This window comes from Alteromonas sp. R7 (assembly GCF_055755235.1).
In genome coordinates this window covers 1-18,959 of record NZ_JBVTQX010000004.1, presented here as the reverse complement: position 1 = coordinate 18,959, position 18,959 = coordinate 1, and the positions used below count along the sequence as shown (strand labels likewise).

The window sequence follows — 18,959 nt, the reverse complement described above, 5'->3', positions numbered from 1 at the left end:
GGTTTGGAGCGCAGCGAAAAACCAGTCCTACAACATGCGCTTGTTAGATTTTTACGTTTAATGCTGAAGCTAACTCCTGAAGAATATTTTCAGAAACCTCAACCATATGCTTACTTACGACTGGTTCAGCACCATGAATTATTGAGTTCCTTAAGGATATAAGACTTTTAATCTCGCCAAATAGCCCTTGATCAATCCGCTCAGCACGTAATATGAACTCTGCCAGCCTTACATTTGATATCCTTCTTCTAGAGCGGCTCTTTCCTTCAAGCTCGGATTGATATGCTTGTCCATATTTCTGAAGTATATATTCTAGTTGATTGTAATTTGTTAAAAAGCTTTCCAAGCTTCCTTTATTCTCGGCTTCAGGTGTTGGATCAACTTTCTGTTGGATAACTTTGCTTTCCTTCTCAATCCTCTTTGGTGCAATAACATCAAAAATGAAGTAAGCAATAACAAGCAAATTTATAAAAAATGCTGATTGCGCTGTATTCATCAGGATTGTGTTGAACATGGTATGTTCACTACTTTCAGATGAAATCACAAGGTTCGATATTACTAAGGTAAAAATAGACAACGCAGTTACGAAGAGAAGTATATTGAAGTACCTTTCTTTAAGACTTTCGACGGCCACGGTCAGTGTGTCATCTTCAAATTCTTCTCGACTCAGTTCATTTCGGAAGAATATAAAGCCGGTTAATGTTAACCCATAGATTCCCGCCAGTACTTGCGCTGAAGTGGAGTACAAATAGAATATCTGATTTTCGTTCAAACTAAGTAATGGCTGGTTCAAACCTATCAGACTCGTAGCAACTGAGGCTATTACGAGAAAGATCGAAGACAGCACCGAAATTTTTGTTGGTGTCAAAAACACACTCCTTTGTATGAGGGAAATCTAACGCCGCCATAAATGGCGCGAGCTTGCGAGCGTCCGGCGACCGTAGGGAGCGAATTTAATGGCCTTGTTATGTGCTGCTACTTGCATGGGTATGCATCAATGAATGCAAGCACAGTTAAAACAACTTCATCTTCGTGAAGTGACGCTGGATTCTTCTTTAAATAAGATACGACGATTCGAGTAGCCTGCCCATTATCTATCCCATTTTCAGGTAAGCACGCTTTAATCGAGCCATCATTTTCCATTAATTCCATCGTATTTCGGACTCATTGAACTAACCCAAAACACATACCTATATCGAATTCGTTTTGTATTTCTCGGGTATCAAGGAATTTTTCTGCTGCAATGCATTGCTCTAGTAGTATGTTACCGTCTGCATAGATTGATGAAGAGAAGAGCATTAAAGCTACAATCGACAAAATGTATTTTCTAAAGACTCTCATTTTTTCTCCTTGTGCACATAACAGTTTACTCGTCCCCAAAACGTCATGCTAATCCACACCACTTTCGGGAACCTGTCCTTGTATTTATAATTACAATAACCCACAACCAACAGAAAAATAAAGAAAAACAGTCATGTCATCTTTAACACGCATAGTGAATGCACCAAATCAGCATTCAACTAACTATGGTGTATTTCCCCCCAATAAACAAAAAAGCCAGCTTCAGCTGGCTTTCAAAACACAAAAATAAATGTCGTCTTATCTAAAAATTACTTCCCCTGCCTAGCAGCCAACTTCTCCAACTGCTCGTCAGTAGCTGGAAGCTGGTGTTTCTCTTTCCACTCTGAATACGGCATTTTGTATACCACTTCGCGTGCGGCTTCGTAGCCGATATCAGCGCCCTGCTCGCTTGCAGCGGCCGAATACCATTTTGCTAAGCAGTTACGGCAGAAATCGGCCAAAATCATCAGGTCAATGTTCTGAACGTCTTTATTCGCGTCTAGGTGTTCTACTAAGCGGCGAAATACTGCTGCTTCTACTTCGGTTTGCGTTTGCTTATCCATTTTCAAATACCTCTAAAAAAGCGCTTTTCGTTATAGGTTGGATGTGAGGGTTAAAAAGTAAAACCCAACCCGTTATGGCTTTTAAAACCTAAAACGAAAAAAGGGAGCCAAGCTCCCTTTTTACTTATATACAGCTAACTAGGTTTAAAACCTAATTGGCATTACTCTGCGTCGTCAGACTTAGGCGCAGGTTTTTCTAGAAGCTCTTTAATGCTTAGGCGTACACGGTTCTGGCGATCGATTTCCATAACCTTAACGTCAACCATTTGGCCTTCTTCTAGGTAGTCAGTTACTTTGTTCACACGCTCGTGAGCGATTTGTGAAATGTGAACAAGACCTTCTTTACCTGGCAGTACTTCTACAAACGCACCGAAGTCTACAATACGTGTAATTTTACCGTTGTAAGTCTTACCAACTTCAATTTCAGCCGTTACTTGCTCAATCTTGCTAATAGCGATGTCTGCTTTCGCACGCTCTGTCGCGAAGATTTTGATAGTACCGTCGTCTTCAATCTCGATGTTAGTGTCAGACTCTTCAGTAATTTGACGGATCATTGCACCGCCTTTACCGATAACGTCACGAATTTTGTCTTGGTCAATCTTCATTGTGTAAATGCGTGGAGCAAATTCACTTAGCTCTTCACGGTGACCGCCAATCGCTTCGTCCATTACGTTAAGAATGTGCAAACGTGCTTCTTTTGCTTGTTTAAGCGCGATTTGCATAATTTCTTTAGTAATACCTTCAATCTTAATGTCCATTTGAAGTGCAGTAATACCTTCGGTAGTACCCGCTACTTTAAAGTCCATGTCGCCAAGGTGGTCTTCGTCACCAAGGATGTCTGAAAGTACAACAAAGTTGTCGTCACTCTTAACAAGACCCATTGCGATACCCGCAACAGACGCTTTAATTGGAACACCTGCATCCATAAGCGCTAGTGAAGTACCACATACCGACGCCATTGAAGATGAGCCGTTTGATTCTGTGATTTCAGAAACCACACGTACTACGTACGGGAATTCTTCTTCACTTGGCATTACTGCTTGAATACCACGCTTCGCTAGACGACCGTGACCAATTTCACGACGCTTAGGCGAACCAATCATACCTGTTTCACCAACACAGTATGGAGGGAAGTTGTAGTGAAGCATGAAACGGCTGTCGCGCTTACCTTGAAGCTCGTCAATCATCTGTGCGTCACGCTCTGTACCAAGCGTAGCAGCTACAAGTGCCTGCGTTTCACCACGAGTAAATAGTGCAGAACCGTGAGTACGAGGAAGAATACCTGTCGCTACGTCTAGTGCACGGATCATTGCTGGGTCACGACCATCAATACGCGGCGCACCAGATAGAATGCGTGAACGTACAACGTCAGACTCAAGATCATGAAGAAGGTCTAGTACTTCTTTCTTATCTTGTTCTTCGTCTTCAGCAAGGATAGCTTCTAGTGCTTTTTCAGTTGCTGCAGTTACTGCGTCTTTACGCTCTAACTTGTCAGAAATCTGGTAAGCCGCAGTCATTTCTGCTTCAGCTAATGCTTTAACTTTGTCTTTAAGCGCAGTGTTTTCTGCTTCTGGTGCCCAGTCCCACTTCTCAGTGCCAACTTCAGCAGCAAATTCGTTAACCGCGTTAACTACAGTTTGCATTTGTTCGTGACCGAACATAACCGCACCTAGCATGGTATCTTCAGAAAGCACGCTTGCTTCTGATTCAACCATAAGTACTGCGCCTTCAGTACCCGCAACAACAAGGTCAAGCTCGCTTTCAGCTTGCTCTTCTGCGCGTGTATTTAGAATGTATTCACCGTTGCTAAAACCAACACGAGCCGCACCGATTGGGCCGTTGAAAGGAATACCAGAGATAGCAAGGGCTGCTGAAGTACCAATCATAGAGATGATGTCTGTAGGGATATCTGGGTTAGCAGACATTACAGTTACAACAACTTGTACTTCGTTTTTGAAACCTTCTGGGAATAATGGACGGATTGGACGGTCGATAAGACGTGCAATCAGTGTTTCACCTTCAGATGGACGACCTTCACGCTTGAAGAAACCACCAGGGATTTTACCCGCAGCGTACGCTTTTTCTTGGTAGTTAACAGTAAGTGGGAAGAAGTCTTGATCTGCTTTGGCTTCTTTTTTACCAACTACTGTTACCAGTACAGACGTATCGTCCATGCTCGCAAGAACCGCAGCTGTTGCCTGACGAGCAATTACACCCGTCTCTAGAGTTACAGTATGCTGTCCATACTGAAATGATTTAGTAATAGGAGTCACTATTTGTCCTTTAATTTCAATCTTTATTTTATCGCTTTTAAACGCGGCGCATAGTATAGCCATGAAGTAGCGTTAATACCATGGTCAAATGCAGCCCCGCGCGGAATTTGTCGTGTTATTTGGTCATTAACCGCTACCACCTATAGCACCATGACTATATGAAATATCTGTGAAATTTCAATTATTGACTATATTTTCATCATACTGACACAAAACAGCGTATGCTAGAACAAAAAGCGAACAAAGTAAGAACTTAAATAAACATCACGTGCGACCAATGCGCAGAAGTGATTAACCACAACAAGAACGTCTAATATTAGTGTGCTAAAGGAGATAACCATGTTGGTACTTCGACTTAATAAAGCAGGCATGCCACAAGAGTGGATAGATGTTGAACAAGCCGCAAAGCTTTACAGTCAAGATAAGGTGCTATTTGAGCTAGGTAGCGATGCTATTACGCTTAAGGGAGGCTGGAATCACGAAGGGCTGCAAAGTCAGCTTACCCTGTCTAGTATTATCGCGTGCGACGGCAAGGTAACAGATTTATCTGGCAAAGTTGCCCTTACTAATCGCTATTTGTTTAGGCGCGATAGCTACCTGTGTATGTACTGCGGCAATAAGTTTACGCCAAAGCAGCTTACCCGAGACCACATTATCCCCCGCTCTCGCGGCGGAAAAGACAGTTGGACGAACGTTGCCACGGCTTGCCAGCGATGCAATCACGCGAAAGGTGCTAAAACGCCAGAAGAAGCCAACATGCCCCTACTCGCGGTTCCGTTTAGGCCAAATGTGTACGAGCGCTTTTATTTAATGAACAGGCGAATTTTGGCTGACCAAATGGCCTTTTTACAAGGCCACTTCACCAGCCACAGAGAATGGACGTGCTTAGAATAAACGCTATAGCGCTCCGCTAGTAGTTATCTGTGCTTCGGGCATTGCTTTAGCTTGGTTTTGCACTGAAGAGGAATCGCTCTGCTGTGCATGAAGCTGGCGCTGCTCTTCTTTTTGCGCTTTGAACCACAGACTTAACCAATCTGAGCACATTTTGTGCTCTAACTCGTGAGCTTCGGCTGTAGGGCAAAACAAGCTTACCTTTACCACCACTTTGGCAAGTTCATTGGTTTTAATCTCAACCTCTGGGTCGATGCGAATAAACTCTTGCTCTAAGTGACGTTCAATTAAGCCTTTGTAGCGCTCTGCTACATCGCGAAAATATTCACAATGTGCCTGTGCCCTGGCATGAAACGCTGGAAGCAAACTATAGGCGTTAACAGAAGGCTCGTTCACTATTTCAAATGAATGCAAACGGTAGCGACGCATGAAGTTAAGGTTACGCACAGTTTGAGTTACAAGCTGACTATTAGGCACGTACACGTGTTTACCCGTGTAGTTAAAGCTTTCAGGGTCTACTTCTAAAAGTGCCGTTTTCGCCCAGTCCATCTCTACTACTTCACCAATGATGTTGTTCATTTGGATCCAGTCGCCTACCCTGAACGGCCGAGCGCCCAGGTAGTAAATGAATCCCATAAAGCACTGAATAAACTCGCGGGTTGCCAACACAATGGCCACCATAAAGGCAGCAATGGAGATTGCCAGTGTTTGGATTTCAGAGCTCCACACCATCATTAACACAATGATGATAAAAGCATTGCCCAACTGTTCTAGGATATTGATTTGATTTCGGCGGTCTTCGCCACGATGAGAACTAATGCGCCTGATAAGGCGCAACACACCCTTTTTGATAAAGTGCAGTACAATTAAAAGTACTAGAGATGTCAGCAGTTTATAATCATTGGCAAAACTTATAAATTGATGCCATAACTGCGCTGGGTCTATCACAATCTCCATGTAAGCTCCGTCTGTACTCCGAGGGTAAATATTTGAATAGGCGAAAAAAAGCGCCGACGAATGTCAGCGCTTTTAATTATGAAGCATGTAAACTCGTGGCACAATGCCGACCAGTTAAAACATCTTTTTATTAGTCGCGAATTTGGCCTTCACCATTCACTAAATATTTCTCTGAAGTCAACGACTCCAAGCCCATTGGGCCATAAGCATGTAGCTTAGTGGTTGCAATACCAATTTCTGCACCCAATCCAAGTTGGCTACCGTCAGAAAAACGTGAAGAGGCGTTAACCATTACTACACTTGCATCAACTGCACGTTGGAATAACTTGCCTTTTTCAGCATCTTCCGTACAAATAACTTCAGTATGGTTACTACCAAATTGCGCAATGTGGTCAACAGCTGCTTCGAAATCGTCAACTACACGGATAGCGATTTCTAGACCAAGATACTCTTCACCATACGCGTCTTCAGAAATAACGTCAGCACCATCAAAGTATTGGCTGCCTTTTTCGTTTACGTGAACCTTAACACCCTTTTCTTTGAATGCGTCGGCTACTTTTGGCAGAAAATCACCCGCAACGGCTTGGTGTACTACTAAGCCTTCTAGGGCATTACACACGCCAGTACGCTGAGTTTTACCATTTAGAAGTAGCGCCATCGCTTTATCTAAATTTGCATCTTTGTCTACGTAAAGGTGACACACACCTTTAAAGTGCTGAATTACCGGCACTTTAGCGTTGTCAGTCACGTAGTTGATTAGGCCTTCACCACCACGAGGAATAATTACGTCAATGTAATCACGCTGCTCCATTAGCTCTTGCATTAATGCACGATCTGGATTCGGAACTACCGTTACCAGCGCTTTTGGTAAATTGTGCTTCTCCAGCACGTCTTGCATAAGTTCAGCAATGGCTAAACTCGTATCTAGTGCCTCTTTACCACCACGTAATATTACTGCGTTACCCGATTTAAAGCATAGCGCGCCTGCGTCGGCAGTAACATTAGGTCGTGCTTCATATATCATGCACACAACACCAAGCGGTATACGCATTTTCTTAATCTCAATACCGTTTGGACGTGTACCGATAACGCGCTCTTTACCCACAGGATCGTCAAGTTCAACAATAACTTCGATGCCTTCAGCCATGGCTTCAATACGCTCATCGTTTAGGATTAAGCGGTCAACCATCGCTGCGTCTAAGTTATTCTCTTTGGCGCGCGCGACTTCCTTTTCGTTTACTTCAATAATTTTGCTTTTGTTTGCACGAATTGCCGCGGCCATATCAGTTAACACCGCGTTTTTCTGGCTTTCGCTTAAAATAGCCAGTGTACGTGCAGCTTTTTTTGCCTGTTGTGCTAACTCTGTAATAATGCTCATTCTTTCTCCAGATTTGCTATGTGCTGATCAGAAATAATTGGCCCAGTCTTTTCCTCAAACTCATGGGCGAATTCTTCGTTTTCCTGATTCGCAATGAAATTCAATAAACAGCTACTGTAATTCGACTTGGCTTTTACCAGTTTAGTACCGTCTTCTTTACGTACTAGAATGGTGTCGCCTACCGAGAACTCACCTTTCACGTCAATAATTTCGCTACTTGTCAGTTGCTCTGCGTCGCCAGCTAAAGAGGCGTCAAAGTCCCCTTCTACTATCACCTCGCCCTGCGCGTTTGACGTATGGCGCATCCAATGCACATTCTCTTGCATTGGCGTGGCGTGAGGTTTGAAATGCGTGCCTGGGTTTTCACCTGCTAGCAGCATATTAAACGACAGTTCAGTAAAGCCGTTAATAATATATGTATCTATACCATGCGAAACGGCTTTCTCGGCCGCTTCAATTTTAGTGCGCATACCACCGGTTCCTACACCGCCTTTTACCGCACCGCCAGCCATGTCATAAATGCTTTGATCAATGGTATTAACTGATTTAAGCAATTGTGCGTCGTCGTGTTCATGCGGGTTCTTATCGTACAACCCATCAATGTCTGAACAGATGATAAGTGCATCTGCTTCAGCTGCCGACGCCACCATGGCCGATAAATTATCGTTATCGCCTACTTTCAATTTGTCAGTGGTAACGGTGTCGTTTTCGTTCACGATAGGCAGGATATTGTTGTCCAATAAACTGAATATCGTTTCACGGATACTTACGTAACGCTCTCTGTCTCGCAAATCAGCATGCGTTAAAAGCATCTGAGCAGACGGAAAATCAAACAGTCTGTCCCACGTGGCAATCATTTCGGTTTGACCCGCTGCTGCCATTGCTTTTTTCACTGCAATATCTGACTTTTCTTGCTCTGGAAACAGGTGCGCACCCGCTGCGACAGAACCAGAAGACACGAGTACAACTTGTGTACCGTTGGCTCTGCATCGCACGATAAATTGCGCAATGCTCAAAAGGTAATGACTGCTACAACCTTGTTGGTTGGGCGATATCAATGCACTACCCACTTTGATGACTACGCGTTTCCAATTTGGATGACTCATAATAAACTTTTTAACCTTAAGATTGTTGATTTGCTAATTCTTCACTGGCTTGCGCGAATGTTGCTTGTACGTTTGACGATGGGTTTTCGCTAAAGCGACTTACCACATAAAGCGTTAACGTACTTACCGCAAACCCTGGAATAATTTCATAAATAACGCTGCTTAACGTTTTACCGTCAGCTAAAACGGGCGCATAAATCCAGAACAACACGGTTACCGCACCGCTGATCATGCCCGCCATTGCCGCTTTCGCTGTAAGGTCCTTTTTATACAGACAAAACAGTACTAACGGACCAAATGCTGCACCAAAACCTGCCCAAGCATTACTTACTAAAGATAAAATTGTGTTCGACGCATCCATGGCTAATAACAATGCAACCACAGCTACACCTGCTACACCATATCGGCCAATTGTTACCGTTTGCTTTTCAGTCAGCGCCTTGGTTGAAGACTTTTTATTTACCATTACGCGGTAAATGTCTTCGGTTAACGAACTTGCGCTAACCAGCAGTTGCGACGAAATTGTACTCATAATAGCGGCTAAAATAGCGGCCATTAAAAATCCACTGATAAGTGGGTGGAACAGCAATTGTGAGAAAATAATAAATATCGTCTCAGGGTCGTCGACAGCAAGACCAAACTGATTGGCATAAGCAATGCCTACGAATCCTGTTGCCAGTGCACCAATGATGGTCACTAACATCCACGACATACCAATATTTCGCGCTGTGCCAATGGCATTAACAGAACGAATTGCCATAAAGCGAACAATAATGTGCGGCTGTCCAAAATAACCTAAGCCCCAACCTAAACTCGATAGCAACCCTACAATCGTTAACGTTTCTAACGATTCAGAAAAATTGGGTACAGATTGATAAGCGGCGCTTGTCATTTGCGACACACTATCGAATTCGGTAAACGCGACAATTGGAACCAGTACCAGCGCCACGAACATAATGCACCCTTGTACAAAGTCCGTAAGACTTACTGCCAAGAAACCACCAAGTAGCGTATAAGACACCACTACACCCAGCGTAATAAATAGGCCTAACTGATAATCGACCGAAAACGCGCTTTCAAACAACTTACCACCTGCAACTAACCCGGCTGACGTGTACAACGTGAAAAACAGCACGATTATCACCGCTGAAACAATGCGTAAGCTTGAGTTAGGCGTATTAAAACGCTTGGCAAAAAACTCAGGCACAGTAAGCGAGTCGTTCGCTACTTCGGTATAAACGCGAAGCTTCGGTGCTACTAATAAATAATTAGCTAACGCACCAGCAACCAGTCCAATTGCGATGTAGACCGCGTCAAAACCGGTTAAGTACATTGCTCCTGGTAAGCCCATCAGCATCCAACCTGACATGTCAGACGCACCCGCAGACAGTGCGGTTACTTGAGGGCTAACTTGTCGCCCTCCCAAAATATAACCAGAAATATCACTGGTAGATTGTCGGTAAGCAAACAACCCTATCCCTAACATCGCTATAAAATACACCGCTAGTGATAGGTAACTTTCCATTGGCATAACGTTCGTTATTTCCTCTATTGCTCTTCGAAAACTCGTAAATGAAAACGCCATTTAACCTTTGCTAATTGAAATTCAAAAGCAAATAATTAAATCGAACAATAATCATTAGAGCTCTAACAATATAAGGATCTGACAGAAAATTTCAAGTGCAATTTTTAAACAACATCGTTTAACAGGCACTTATGTTTAAATTAGCACCAACCATGTTTCACAGCATATTACGCTAATAAAATTCAAAATTACCATTAGCATTCATTAACTTAAAAACACTAAGTCATTTATGAAACAATTTAACTTTAGCTGAAAAGTCGCAAAAAACAGCAACTTTACTATCAGCTAAAACATTTTCATTAAAAATACTTTGTTACGCGCACTCAGACGAAATAACATCCAAAAGAAGCTTTTCTACAGGCAGTAAATGGGTAAGTTGCGTACAATCTTCACTATGTAGCGAGCGAACCCGATTAATTAGCTTCTCACACGCCTTTTCGTCATTTTTCACAGTAAATAGTTTCGGATGAATATAATATTTCCTGCAAACGGTGGGAGTATTGCCAAGTTCTGCTGCAACACACTTACTTAACGTACTCTCCCATTTCTTGGTTCTGGAGTTTGCTATCTGTTCATACACACTGGGCAGGTTTGTTAGTGCAAATCGACTTGATGCCCACGTTCGAAAGTCTTTACAACTGAACTGTTCACTTAGTTCGTTGTGGATAAACGTATTAACGTCTTCGCTCGTTACGTCGTGCCATTGTTTATTCTCATCTTGATAACGAAATAAACAGTAACCTTGTTGTTGCGCACAGTCACAAACTAATGAAGCAAGCTCAGGGTCGTTTACTTTTAGTGTTCTTGGTTTGCCGTGCTTACCAATGTAAGCAAGTTCAACACTATCGTCACACTGCGCTTGTACATGCTTGCGCCGCAATGTAGTTAACCCATATGTGTTATTTTCCTTGCTATATTGAGCGTTGCCAACTCTAGCACCTGTGTAATCGAGCAACAGGCACACCAGCGCGCAAGCTCTTTCTTGCGTCCATGTTGGCTGTGAAATTAATGAAAGACAGTGCTCACGGAACTCAGGAAGTGCATTACCAAAGGCAACCAAACGCTCAAATTTTTCTACTTGCTGCTGCTCGTGCCATTTGTTGTGATAGATATATTGTTTACGTCCTTTTTCGTCATAGCCGACGGCTTGAACGCTGGCTTTACTGTCACGGCTTATAAAGGTGTCGCGCCAATTTGGAGGAATGACAAGCTTTTTGATACGCTTTAGCACGCGCTCTCCTGTGACTTTTTTTCCACTTGCATAGCGATAGTAAAACCGTTTATCACCGCAAGCGATGCGCCTTATTGATAGATGGCTATCATCAGAGTAGACGTTGCAATAGCCCTTAATCCGTTTCATTTATAGATACTCCTTTCCTTACCAGCTAAGAAGACCGACTGTTAAGGTGCTGCTACGGCCGTAGATGCTCGCTGTGCTTTCTTAGTCAGATTGCAAACAACGGTACCAAATCTCAATTTATAAATAGAATCTACAGAAGAACGTACAGAAATGATCACTACACGCAAGTAACCTTGCCGCAAGCCGACGCTTCCACGGCAAGACAGTGATTTTAAAGGCCATAACGAATTTTCACGCTATGTGTAAAATTATCACAGTACCGGCTGTTTGGTCCGGTAGCGGCGCTTGCTAAAACTCAGCATATCGCTTCGAAATCCTTCTTTATTTCGCCTTCCAGCTTACTAAATCATATTTAACATTCCGAAAATAACCATTAATAACAATAGCATAAAAACAAACCCTCTCTTTTTTCTACTAAAGTATAAACCGCAACTTTTCTTCGTCGGAATGCAACTTGAATAAGTATGAACAATAGTTGTCGAGTTACTTATGCACTTAGGTGAAGCCGAACAGCAATACCCTTTGAAGTGCAAGTGAAGTGGATTGATTTAGAGAGTCCAAGTAAGAAGTCGAGGATTTAAAGATGAATGTTCAAAGTTCGAAAAACGTAGAGTCAAAAAGCGAAAACAGTAATGAACATGAGAATTTGAGAGCCCATGTTGTATCAACCGGTGATTTGCAAGTCGCGGCTGTATTTCCGTCAAAACTTAAAGTGCAGGAAGTACTTGAGATAGTTCAAGACCAAACATCTGTTGAGGTATCTCAAGTAGAAATTATCGAAGCTGGCGACCCTAAAATGAGTGAAAAACTTGAACGTAACAGCGCATCCATTGGCAAAAGCATGTGGTCGTCCCACCTGTTGCTTGGTTCAATCGGTCTGATTGTAGGTTTAGTGGCGGCATTTTTGTTAACGCAGTTTGGCCCGGCGCTTACTCAACAAAATCCTTTGTTTACCTACATAGCACTAATTAGCCCAGGCATATTCATTGGGTTATTCATAGCGGGTTTAATCGGTTTACGTCCAGACAGAAATGAGGTTATACAAACCGTAAGACACGCGGTTAGATATGGTAAAGTTGCGCTGGTAATTAACCTTAAAAAGTCACAGTCTGCTTCTAAAGTCTCGCAATTACTGAAGCAGCACACCGACAAAGTGGTCGAATCTATTCGGTAGCAAGACTAGCGACATAATATGGAACGCTGCTTCAAAGCAGAATGTGATACAGTAATCATAGCGGAGTTATCAATCTAGCTGTTCCAATATTTTCGAAGGGCAATATAACGAACTCCACGTTTATTGCCCTTCGTCGTTTGGTCGGCGTTATTCTGAAAGAGAGATTAGGCACCAATTGTATGGATTTAATATTTTTTGATTTAGATGGCACTTTATTAAATAAGTCTTCTGAAATCTCCTCGTTTACTAAAGAGACGTTGGGCTTGCTTGGTGAGAGAGACATCGCATTCACCGTAGCGACGGGTCGTACCATGCATTCAGCGCAATTTGTGCTACGAGGTCAGTCTTTTGTACTCCCTCACATTTATAATAATGGGGTGGCAATTTGGGATCCTGCCGGAAACGCGCTAACACTAGAAAATTTGCTCGCGCCCAGTGAAGTAAATCTTATTATCGAGCACGCCGTAAATAATAATATTACGCCTTTCATTAACACAGTGAATATGGATAGCCCAGATCACGAGCACGTGATTTACCATTCGTCGCCTAAGCATCAGGTGGAACACGATTTAATTGAAAAGTATTTTTCGCGCACTAAAGCGCGACTAGCGTCTATTGAGTCGCTACCTGCTAATGCACATATAACAAACATCAGTATGATCGGAGATGCACCACTAGTCTATGACATGTATAAGCAGCTTAACATGCACGAAGGACTGATAGCGTACTCTGGACCAGCTATCGAAGGAGACGAGTACCGTTGGATGGATGTACACCACAATCTTGCGAATAAAGGTAGTGCGGTAGAGCTTTTGCGCCAACAGTTGAATGCAAGCAACGTTATTGTGTTTGGCGACAGTGATAATGATTTAAGTATGTTTAAGCTAGCAGACGAGGCTTATGCACCTTCTAACGCTAAACCTTATATCAAAGACGCCGCCACTTCCGTCATTGGGCATCACGATGAAGATGGAATCGCCCGCTTTCTACGAGAGCGATTCTCACTTTAGAAGATGCTGATTAAAAAGCATCGTGAAAATGGTAGCCTTCAAACTATATGAATTAGGCTAGTTAATTAAGGCTACCACTCTATAGGCTCTCTATCTTTTAAGAATTGGCCATGGGGGCCGCCCTCTTCCATGGTTGCTAACCAAATAGCCGTATCTGCTCCCTCCTCGGGTGTTTTGGGCGCATCACTTCCACCCATTCTGGTATGCACCCAACCTGGGGTCATGCTATTAACGGTTACATCAAGAGACTTACCGTCAGCAGCTTCATCAACTACCGCTGCCATCTTAACCGTAAGCGCATTAATAGCAGCCTTTGTTATCGCATAGCACATTGGCCCTTTCAGTCCCTCGGCGAAGCTACCGTAACTAGAACTTACATTGATAATACGTCCAAAACCTCGCTCAATCATTTGCGGTAACGTTTGCTGGATAAGTGTAAGCGGGGCGTTCACATTAATTTGCATCGATTTAGCCAACGTCTCAGAATTTACATCTTTCCATGGCGTATCGTCTAAGATACCTGCATTGTTTATGAGGATATCAACAGGGCCATACACGGCCTCAGCTCGAACAAACGCATCGACGATGGCTGTTTCGTTATCAAGAGGCATCTCAATAATATGCAAATCCCCTCCCACAATATCTTTCTTGGCTTCAAGGCCGGCCTCTTCGTCTCGACACCCCATTAGCACTTTATAGCCTTTAGACAGCATTCCTTTTACTATTTCTAGACCTATACCTCTGTTTCCACCTGTAACTAATACGTTTTTCGTCATTGCCAATACACTCCTTGCATTTACGCTTGGGCTTGTTTTGCCTCAAAACGATTGGATAAATAAAAACACAGCGGGAAGATTACACTCCACACTAGAGCGATAAAAATATAAGAAAGCACAACGCTTGCGCCCAATTCAACCGCGCCGAATTTGGCGCCGGCGATATAACTGAGCGGCGCGAAGATAGCTCCAGCAACCGCCGCAACGGCCATTCGACCATTAAAGGCGGTTAAACTGTGATAGACCGTACCTGCAAAGGCTGCCCATAGAAGACTTAGCCAAATTGGAATTGGCCAGAAGCTGACCAGCGTTTCAGTCTCGTTAAAAATGAAGAGCCCGCTTAGGGTTAAAAGTGCATCAACCACCGTGCCCAGTAAAAATACCGTGCCCATTAGCTTTATATCTGCCACTCGCTTGGGCGAAATGGCTATCCATAGAAGGATTAACCCTAACACTGGAATTACTGCTTTATTCTGGAACAAGATGACCAGCCACCAAATTCCTTGGAACCATACAAAGTTCGCAACCTTTAGTACTGCACTATTCTTCATTTGAAACGCTCATATTTTCAATACCAAAACATACGTTTACCGGTACGTGATAGTTCAACCCTACTGCGACAAAAGTAAACGAAAACGCTCCAGTGTAAGTATAGATGCATAGACTGTTTGCTCTTTCCAATTACAAAGGATGTGTTAATCGTGAAAATGGTGAAGTATTACGTACTTGGTGCATTAGTGGCGTTAGCACTAACGCTGACCGTGCCAGTGATATTATTAAAAGTGTTATTTGGTTGGATTGCATTTTCCCTTATTGCCGTAAGCAGCGCCTATTTGCTCAACTATCCAAGCCTGTTTCGCAAACGTGAGGATGGCTCAATACCATTCTACATACGCTGGATTTTTGTACCTTTTTTACTGGGCTCTTGGCTTTACAATGAATACGCACGCAGAACGGATAAAGTCCCTCCCCTACAAAAAATCGAGCCGCACTTATTCCTTGCGTGCCGCATGTCGGGAAAACACGTTAGCCTTTTAAACGAAAACAACATTGATGCCATTCTTGACGTAACCGCTGAATTTGACGGACTGGATTGGACGGCATATCAAGAAGATTACCGCTATTTAAACGTACCGGTACTCGACCATACCAGCCCCACTCCTGAACAACTTGTTTTAGCAATAAATTGGTTGAATCAGCAAATTTCTGAAAAGAAAAATGTTGTTGTGCATTGTGCGCTTGGACGAGGTCGCTCTGTTCTGGTAGTTGCAGCCTATTTACTGGCCAAAAACCCTTCGTTGAGTGTAGATGATGCATTACGTGAAATTAACCAGATACGCCAAACAGCAAGGCTCAACAAACGTCAATTAGCATCGCTGCAGCAGATCAGAGATGGAGGCCTACTTTCACTACAAAAGAATCTAACCCTTATCGTTAATCCAGTTGCTGGGGGCGGTAAATGGGAGCAATACCGAGATGACGTTCTTTCTCGATTAAATGAAAAATTCAAAGTGACCGTGAAAGAAACCACACCTGAAGTAGATGGTAAGGCACTAGCAGAAAGAGCGAAACAAGACGGCGCCCACATTATTGTCGCATGCGGCGGCGATGGAACGTTAACTGAAGTCGCCTCGGCTTTGGTCAACACCGACGTTACCATGGGGATTATCCCCTTTGGTACAGCAAACGCACTAAGCCAAGTGTTGCATGGCTACATTAGTAAAGTCATGCCTATTAGTACAGCATGCGACATCATTATAGAGGGCAACACCTTAGCCATAGATACCGCGACCTGTAACGACCACGTTATGCTTTTGGTGGCAGCAGTTGGCTTCGAGGAAAAAATGATTTCGGCCGCTGATCGCGAAGAAAAGAATGTAGGCGGCCAGTTTGCCTACCTAAAAGGGCTATGGAACGCGATTTCAAATAATGAAAACATGACGTTTAAAGTAGCAAAAGACAACCAGCCAGCTGAAACCTTAGAAACGCCGAGCTTTGTTATTGCAAACGCAGCCCCAATGACCACAGCACTTGCTCAGGGCGCAGAGCCGCCCGACATCACCGATGGAAAGCTTGATTTGACCTGGCTATTACCTCAGCCCAGCTCTGATAAACAATTCGCATCGTTAGCAGAGCTAGTGCTAAGTCCAGCTGAAGCAAAGAAGCAATCTGAATCAATACGGCACGAACGCGCATCAAGCATAACGTTAACATTTGATAAGCCCACGGCGTATGCTGTCGACGGCGAGATCTACGAAGGCGAAAAGCTTGAGATAAAAACATGCCCTCGAAGCCTTAACGTTCTCACCAATTTTGAAGAAAAGGATTAAGCAGTACATGACTCAGAAAAGTAACTTTGAAGAAATCTATACCTTTCTTAATGAGAAGTTTGCTAACGAAACGGAATATCTACAGGCGGTACACGAAGTATTAGAAGATATTGTTCCTATTTACAATGCAAACAAAGACTACAAAGCGTTCGATATTATAAGACGCATTTGCATGCCTGAACGCATTATTTATTTTACCGTGTCGTGGATGAACAGTGATGGCAATATTGAAGTCAATCAAGGTTGGCGTGTACAGCACAATTCAGCCATGGGTCCTTACAAGGGTGGCTTGCGCTTTCATCCTACCGTCAACTTATCGGTGCTTAAGTTTCTTGCTTTCGAACAGTGTTTCAAAAATGCCCTGACCGGCTTACCCATGGGTGGAGGTAAAGGCGGGTCAGACTTTAACCCCAAAGGGCGTACTGATCGCGACATTATGTTGTTTTGCCAAGCCTTCATGCGTGAATTACAGCGACATATTGGCGCCAACACCGATGTACCTGCAGGTGACATAAACGTCGGCGCGAGAGAAATAGGATACCTTTATGGCGAATATCGCAGGCTAAACAATAAGTTCGAAGGCGTGTTAACCGGTAAAGGCTTAGAATTTGGTGGTAGCTATGTGCGTACTGAAGCTACAGGCTTTGGCTTAATTTACTTTTTAGAAGCGGTATGTCGACATCAAGGTACTCCAATTGAAGGCAAAACCATTGCAGTGTCTGGAGCCGGAAACGTAGCGTTGCATGCTGCACTCAAAGCGGTAGAGAAAGGCGGAAAAGTTATTTCGCTGTCTAATAGCCGAGGGCTTTTACATAATGAGAATGGGTTAACTGATACCGCGCTTAAATGGGCAATCGACAACCATGCAAACCGCATCAATATCCTTGCTGACATGGCAGATGAAAACATGGGCAAGTGGATAGCTGATAAAAAGCCTTGGCATTTAAAATGCGACATAGCACTGCCTTGCGCTACGCAAAACGAACTACTTGAAGAAGATGCAAAATCACTGCTAGATAACGGCTGTCAAATGGTACTAGAAGGTGCGAATATGCCGTGCACAAACGAAGCGCAGGCTTTGTTTTTAGACGCCCAAATTGCATACGTACCAGGCAAAGCATCTAACGCTGGCGGCGTTGCGCTATCAGGCTTAGAAATGAGCCAGAACGCCATGTTCAATCAACGTAACGCAAGCGCACTCGATGAACAGCTCTATTCAATTATGGAAAGCATTCATCAGCGCTGTGTTGATGAGGGTAAATCTGAAGGCGATGCTGGAAGCAGCTACGTTGATTATATGAAAGGCGCCAATGTAGCAGCATTTCGTAGACTCGCTGACGCCATGGTCGCACAAGGCGTATAGCGCATATTCCATCTCCCTCTTTCGGTAAATTCACGGACTTACTGCCGTGAATTTATCGGAAACTGACTTGTAAAATTTGCGTTGTCCCCTTCCCCAATTCAATGACTCTGTGTCACTTCATTTGAAATTTCTTTTAAAAATCAACGCGTGACAGATATCTCACTAATGGAATAAAAATAGCATTACCACAGGTGTGATTCATTTTTTAGGTATTTATAAGGAACTACCCATGAAAATTTTTGAAGCTTTGCGTCAAGACCATGAAAAGCAACGTTTACTGCTTAAAATTCTAGCTGAAACAAGCGGAAACACTGCTGCGCGCCGTGAATATTATCAAGAGCTTAAGACACAGCTTGAAAGTCATGCCATCGCTGAAGAGCGCCATTTCTATTCTCATCTTCTGGAGAAAGATGCCACTGTAGATTTAACACGTCACGGCATTGCAGAGCATCACGAAATTGATGAGCTACTCGCAAAGCTCGATGATACGGATATGAGTTCACCAGCTTGGTTGCGTCATTTGAAAACACTTCAGGAAAAGGTGGAACATCACCTTGCCGACGAAGAACAGGAATTCTTCCAAGTTGCAGGCAATGTGCTTAATGACCGCCAAAAAACAAAACTTGCAGATGAATATCAAAAAGAGATGAAGCAAGAGTTAGACGACGAAAAGCTCACCGCCTAACATGGAATATGTCACGTTGCCGAAATCGTCCTATTCGACAAACGTCATCACGTAAAAAGCCAGCTATTAAAGCTGGCTTTTGTTTATTTCATGTCCCGTCCTAAAATACGTTGACATAAAGAGGACTTCTTTATGACAACTTCAAGTAATCAAAGACCTAAGCGCAC

18 protein-coding genes are annotated in these 18,959 nt (G+C 43.3%); 6 read left to right on the top strand and 12 right to left on the bottom strand.

Going from position 1 to position 18,959, the window contains the following annotated elements:
- Positions 1-43: 43 nt before the first annotated feature.
- From AC0J2X_RS07790 to pnp, 5 genes are all read right to left on the bottom strand, one after another.
- Positions 44-868: a hypothetical protein gene (locus AC0J2X_RS07790; protein ID WP_049587808.1), complete on the bottom strand. Its 825-nt coding sequence runs from the start codon at positions 866-868 to the stop codon at positions 44-46.
- A 107-nt stretch (positions 869-975) separates the two neighbouring features.
- Positions 976-1,143, bottom strand: coding sequence for a Rap1a/Tai family immunity protein (locus tag AC0J2X_RS07785; protein WP_375342100.1), 168 nt, complete (start codon positions 1,141-1,143; stop codon positions 976-978).
- A 21-nt stretch (positions 1,144-1,164) separates the two neighbouring features.
- On the bottom strand, positions 1,165-1,341 hold the full coding sequence (locus AC0J2X_RS07780; protein WP_156080647.1) for a hypothetical protein: 177 nt from the start codon (positions 1,339-1,341) through the stop codon (positions 1,165-1,167).
- A gap of 269 nt (positions 1,342-1,610) precedes the next feature.
- Positions 1,611-1,904, bottom strand: coding sequence for a DUF1244 domain-containing protein (locus AC0J2X_RS07775; RefSeq protein ID WP_156078318.1), 294 nt, complete (start codon positions 1,902-1,904; stop codon positions 1,611-1,613).
- 161 nt (positions 1,905-2,065) lie between these two features.
- Positions 2,066-4,177, bottom strand: a complete 2,112-nt coding sequence (gene pnp / locus AC0J2X_RS07770) for a polyribonucleotide nucleotidyltransferase (protein ID WP_039229711.1) — start codon at positions 4,175-4,177, stop codon at positions 2,066-2,068.
- A 339-nt stretch (positions 4,178-4,516) separates the two neighbouring features.
- On the opposite strand from pnp, the gene AC0J2X_RS07765 reads away from it, so the two are divergent.
- The gene (locus AC0J2X_RS07765; RefSeq protein WP_014949384.1) at positions 4,517-5,071 is read left to right on the top strand and encodes an HNH endonuclease; all 555 of its coding nucleotides are present in this window, start codon (positions 4,517-4,519) and stop codon (positions 5,069-5,071) included.
- Positions 5,072-5,074: 3 nt separating this feature from the next.
- Here AC0J2X_RS07765 and AC0J2X_RS07760 read toward each other — a convergent pair whose 3' ends face one another.
- The 5 genes from AC0J2X_RS07760 to AC0J2X_RS07740 all read right to left on the bottom strand — a co-directional run bounded on the left by AC0J2X_RS07760 (position 5,075) and on the right by AC0J2X_RS07740 (position 11,454).
- The gene (locus tag AC0J2X_RS07760) at positions 5,075-6,025 is read right to left on the bottom strand and encodes a mechanosensitive ion channel family protein (RefSeq protein WP_069944269.1); all 951 of its coding nucleotides are present in this window, start codon (positions 6,023-6,025) and stop codon (positions 5,075-5,077) included.
- A 130-nt stretch (positions 6,026-6,155) separates the two neighbouring features.
- Positions 6,156-7,403: a glutamate-5-semialdehyde dehydrogenase gene (locus AC0J2X_RS07755; RefSeq protein WP_039229394.1), complete on the bottom strand. Its 1,248-nt coding sequence runs from the start codon at positions 7,401-7,403 to the stop codon at positions 6,156-6,158.
- Positions 7,400-8,509, bottom strand: a complete 1,110-nt coding sequence (proB, locus tag AC0J2X_RS07750; RefSeq protein ID WP_049587803.1) for a glutamate 5-kinase — start codon at positions 8,507-8,509, stop codon at positions 7,400-7,402. Before proB ends, AC0J2X_RS07755 begins: the two co-directional genes overlap by 4 nt.
- A gap of 16 nt (positions 8,510-8,525) precedes the next feature.
- Positions 8,526-10,040, bottom strand: coding sequence for a sodium/proline symporter PutP (gene putP / locus AC0J2X_RS07745; protein ID WP_069944276.1), 1,515 nt, complete (start codon positions 10,038-10,040; stop codon positions 8,526-8,528).
- Positions 10,041-10,407: 367 nt separating this feature from the next.
- Positions 10,408-11,454, bottom strand: a complete 1,047-nt coding sequence (locus tag AC0J2X_RS07740) for a DNA topoisomerase IB (RefSeq protein WP_472995927.1) — start codon at positions 11,452-11,454, stop codon at positions 10,408-10,410.
- 583 nt (positions 11,455-12,037) lie between these two features.
- On the opposite strand from AC0J2X_RS07740, the gene AC0J2X_RS07735 reads away from it, so the two are divergent.
- On the top strand, positions 12,038-12,628 hold the full coding sequence (locus tag AC0J2X_RS07735) for a hypothetical protein (protein ID WP_039229403.1): 591 nt from the start codon (positions 12,038-12,040) through the stop codon (positions 12,626-12,628).
- Between the two features lie 179 nt (positions 12,629-12,807).
- Positions 12,808-13,638 (top strand): HAD family hydrolase, encoded by an 831-nt coding sequence (locus AC0J2X_RS07730; RefSeq protein WP_061485815.1) that lies wholly within the window; start codon positions 12,808-12,810, stop codon positions 13,636-13,638.
- A gap of 71 nt (positions 13,639-13,709) precedes the next feature.
- Here the strand turns inward: AC0J2X_RS07730 and AC0J2X_RS07725 are convergent, their stop codons facing one another.
- The gene (locus tag AC0J2X_RS07725) at positions 13,710-14,414 is read right to left on the bottom strand and encodes an SDR family NAD(P)-dependent oxidoreductase (RefSeq protein WP_014976474.1); all 705 of its coding nucleotides are present in this window, start codon (positions 14,412-14,414) and stop codon (positions 13,710-13,712) included.
- A 20-nt stretch (positions 14,415-14,434) separates the two neighbouring features.
- The gene (locus AC0J2X_RS07720; protein ID WP_061485814.1) at positions 14,435-14,965 is read right to left on the bottom strand and encodes a DUF2878 domain-containing protein; all 531 of its coding nucleotides are present in this window, start codon (positions 14,963-14,965) and stop codon (positions 14,435-14,437) included.
- Positions 14,966-15,115: 150 nt separating this feature from the next.
- Here AC0J2X_RS07720 and AC0J2X_RS07715 point away from each other — a divergent pair, with 150 nt between their 5' ends.
- From AC0J2X_RS07715 to AC0J2X_RS07705, 3 genes are all read left to right on the top strand, one after another.
- Entirely contained in the window at positions 15,116-16,744 is a 1,629-nt protein-coding gene (locus AC0J2X_RS07715; protein WP_283627167.1) for a diacylglycerol kinase family protein, read from the top strand.
- Positions 16,745-16,751: 7 nt separating this feature from the next.
- On the top strand, positions 16,752-18,107 hold the full coding sequence (gene gdhA, locus AC0J2X_RS07710) for an NADP-specific glutamate dehydrogenase (RefSeq protein ID WP_061485812.1): 1,356 nt from the start codon (positions 16,752-16,754) through the stop codon (positions 18,105-18,107).
- A gap of 229 nt (positions 18,108-18,336) precedes the next feature.
- Positions 18,337-18,792, top strand: a complete 456-nt coding sequence (locus AC0J2X_RS07705; protein ID WP_014949372.1) for a hemerythrin domain-containing protein — start codon at positions 18,337-18,339, stop codon at positions 18,790-18,792.
- Positions 18,793-18,959: the final 167 nt, after the last annotated feature.

What these genes read in the sequence shown, in the direction of transcription:
- AC0J2X_RS07785 (WP_375342100.1), bottom strand. Translation starts at nt 1,143, where the DNA reads ATGGAAAATGATGGCTCGATTAAAGCGTGCTTACCTGAAAATGGGATA.
- AC0J2X_RS07780 (WP_156080647.1), bottom strand. Translation starts at nt 1,341, where the DNA reads ATGAGAGTCTTTAGAAAATACATTTTGTCGATTGTAGCTTTAATGCTC.
- AC0J2X_RS07775 (WP_156078318.1), bottom strand. Translation starts at nt 1,904, where the DNA reads ATGGATAAGCAAACGCAAACCGAAGTAGAAGCAGCAGTATTTCGCCGC.
- AC0J2X_RS07765 (WP_014949384.1), top strand. Translation starts at nt 4,517, where the DNA reads ATGTTGGTACTTCGACTTAATAAAGCAGGCATGCCACAAGAGTGGATA.
- AC0J2X_RS07760 (WP_069944269.1), bottom strand. Translation starts at nt 6,025, where the DNA reads ATGGAGATTGTGATAGACCCAGCGCAGTTATGGCATCAATTTATAAGT.
- AC0J2X_RS07755 (WP_039229394.1), bottom strand. Translation starts at nt 7,403, where the DNA reads ATGAGCATTATTACAGAGTTAGCACAACAGGCAAAAAAAGCTGCACGT.
- proB (WP_049587803.1), bottom strand. Translation starts at nt 8,509, where the DNA reads ATGAGTCATCCAAATTGGAAACGCGTAGTCATCAAAGTGGGTAGTGCA.
- putP (WP_069944276.1), bottom strand. Translation starts at nt 10,040, where the DNA reads ATGCCAATGGAAAGTTACCTATCACTAGCGGTGTATTTTATAGCGATG.
- AC0J2X_RS07740 (WP_472995927.1), bottom strand. Translation starts at nt 11,454, where the DNA reads ATGAAACGGATTAAGGGCTATTGCAACGTCTACTCTGATGATAGCCAT.
- AC0J2X_RS07735 (WP_039229403.1), top strand. Translation starts at nt 12,038, where the DNA reads ATGAATGTTCAAAGTTCGAAAAACGTAGAGTCAAAAAGCGAAAACAGT.
- AC0J2X_RS07730 (WP_061485815.1), top strand. Translation starts at nt 12,808, where the DNA reads ATGGATTTAATATTTTTTGATTTAGATGGCACTTTATTAAATAAGTCT.
- AC0J2X_RS07725 (WP_014976474.1), bottom strand. Translation starts at nt 14,414, where the DNA reads ATGACGAAAAACGTATTAGTTACAGGTGGAAACAGAGGTATAGGTCTA.
- AC0J2X_RS07720 (WP_061485814.1), bottom strand. Translation starts at nt 14,965, where the DNA reads ATGAAGAATAGTGCAGTACTAAAGGTTGCGAACTTTGTATGGTTCCAA.
- gdhA (WP_061485812.1), top strand. Translation starts at nt 16,752, where the DNA reads ATGACTCAGAAAAGTAACTTTGAAGAAATCTATACCTTTCTTAATGAG.
- AC0J2X_RS07705 (WP_014949372.1), top strand. Translation starts at nt 18,337, where the DNA reads ATGAAAATTTTTGAAGCTTTGCGTCAAGACCATGAAAAGCAACGTTTA.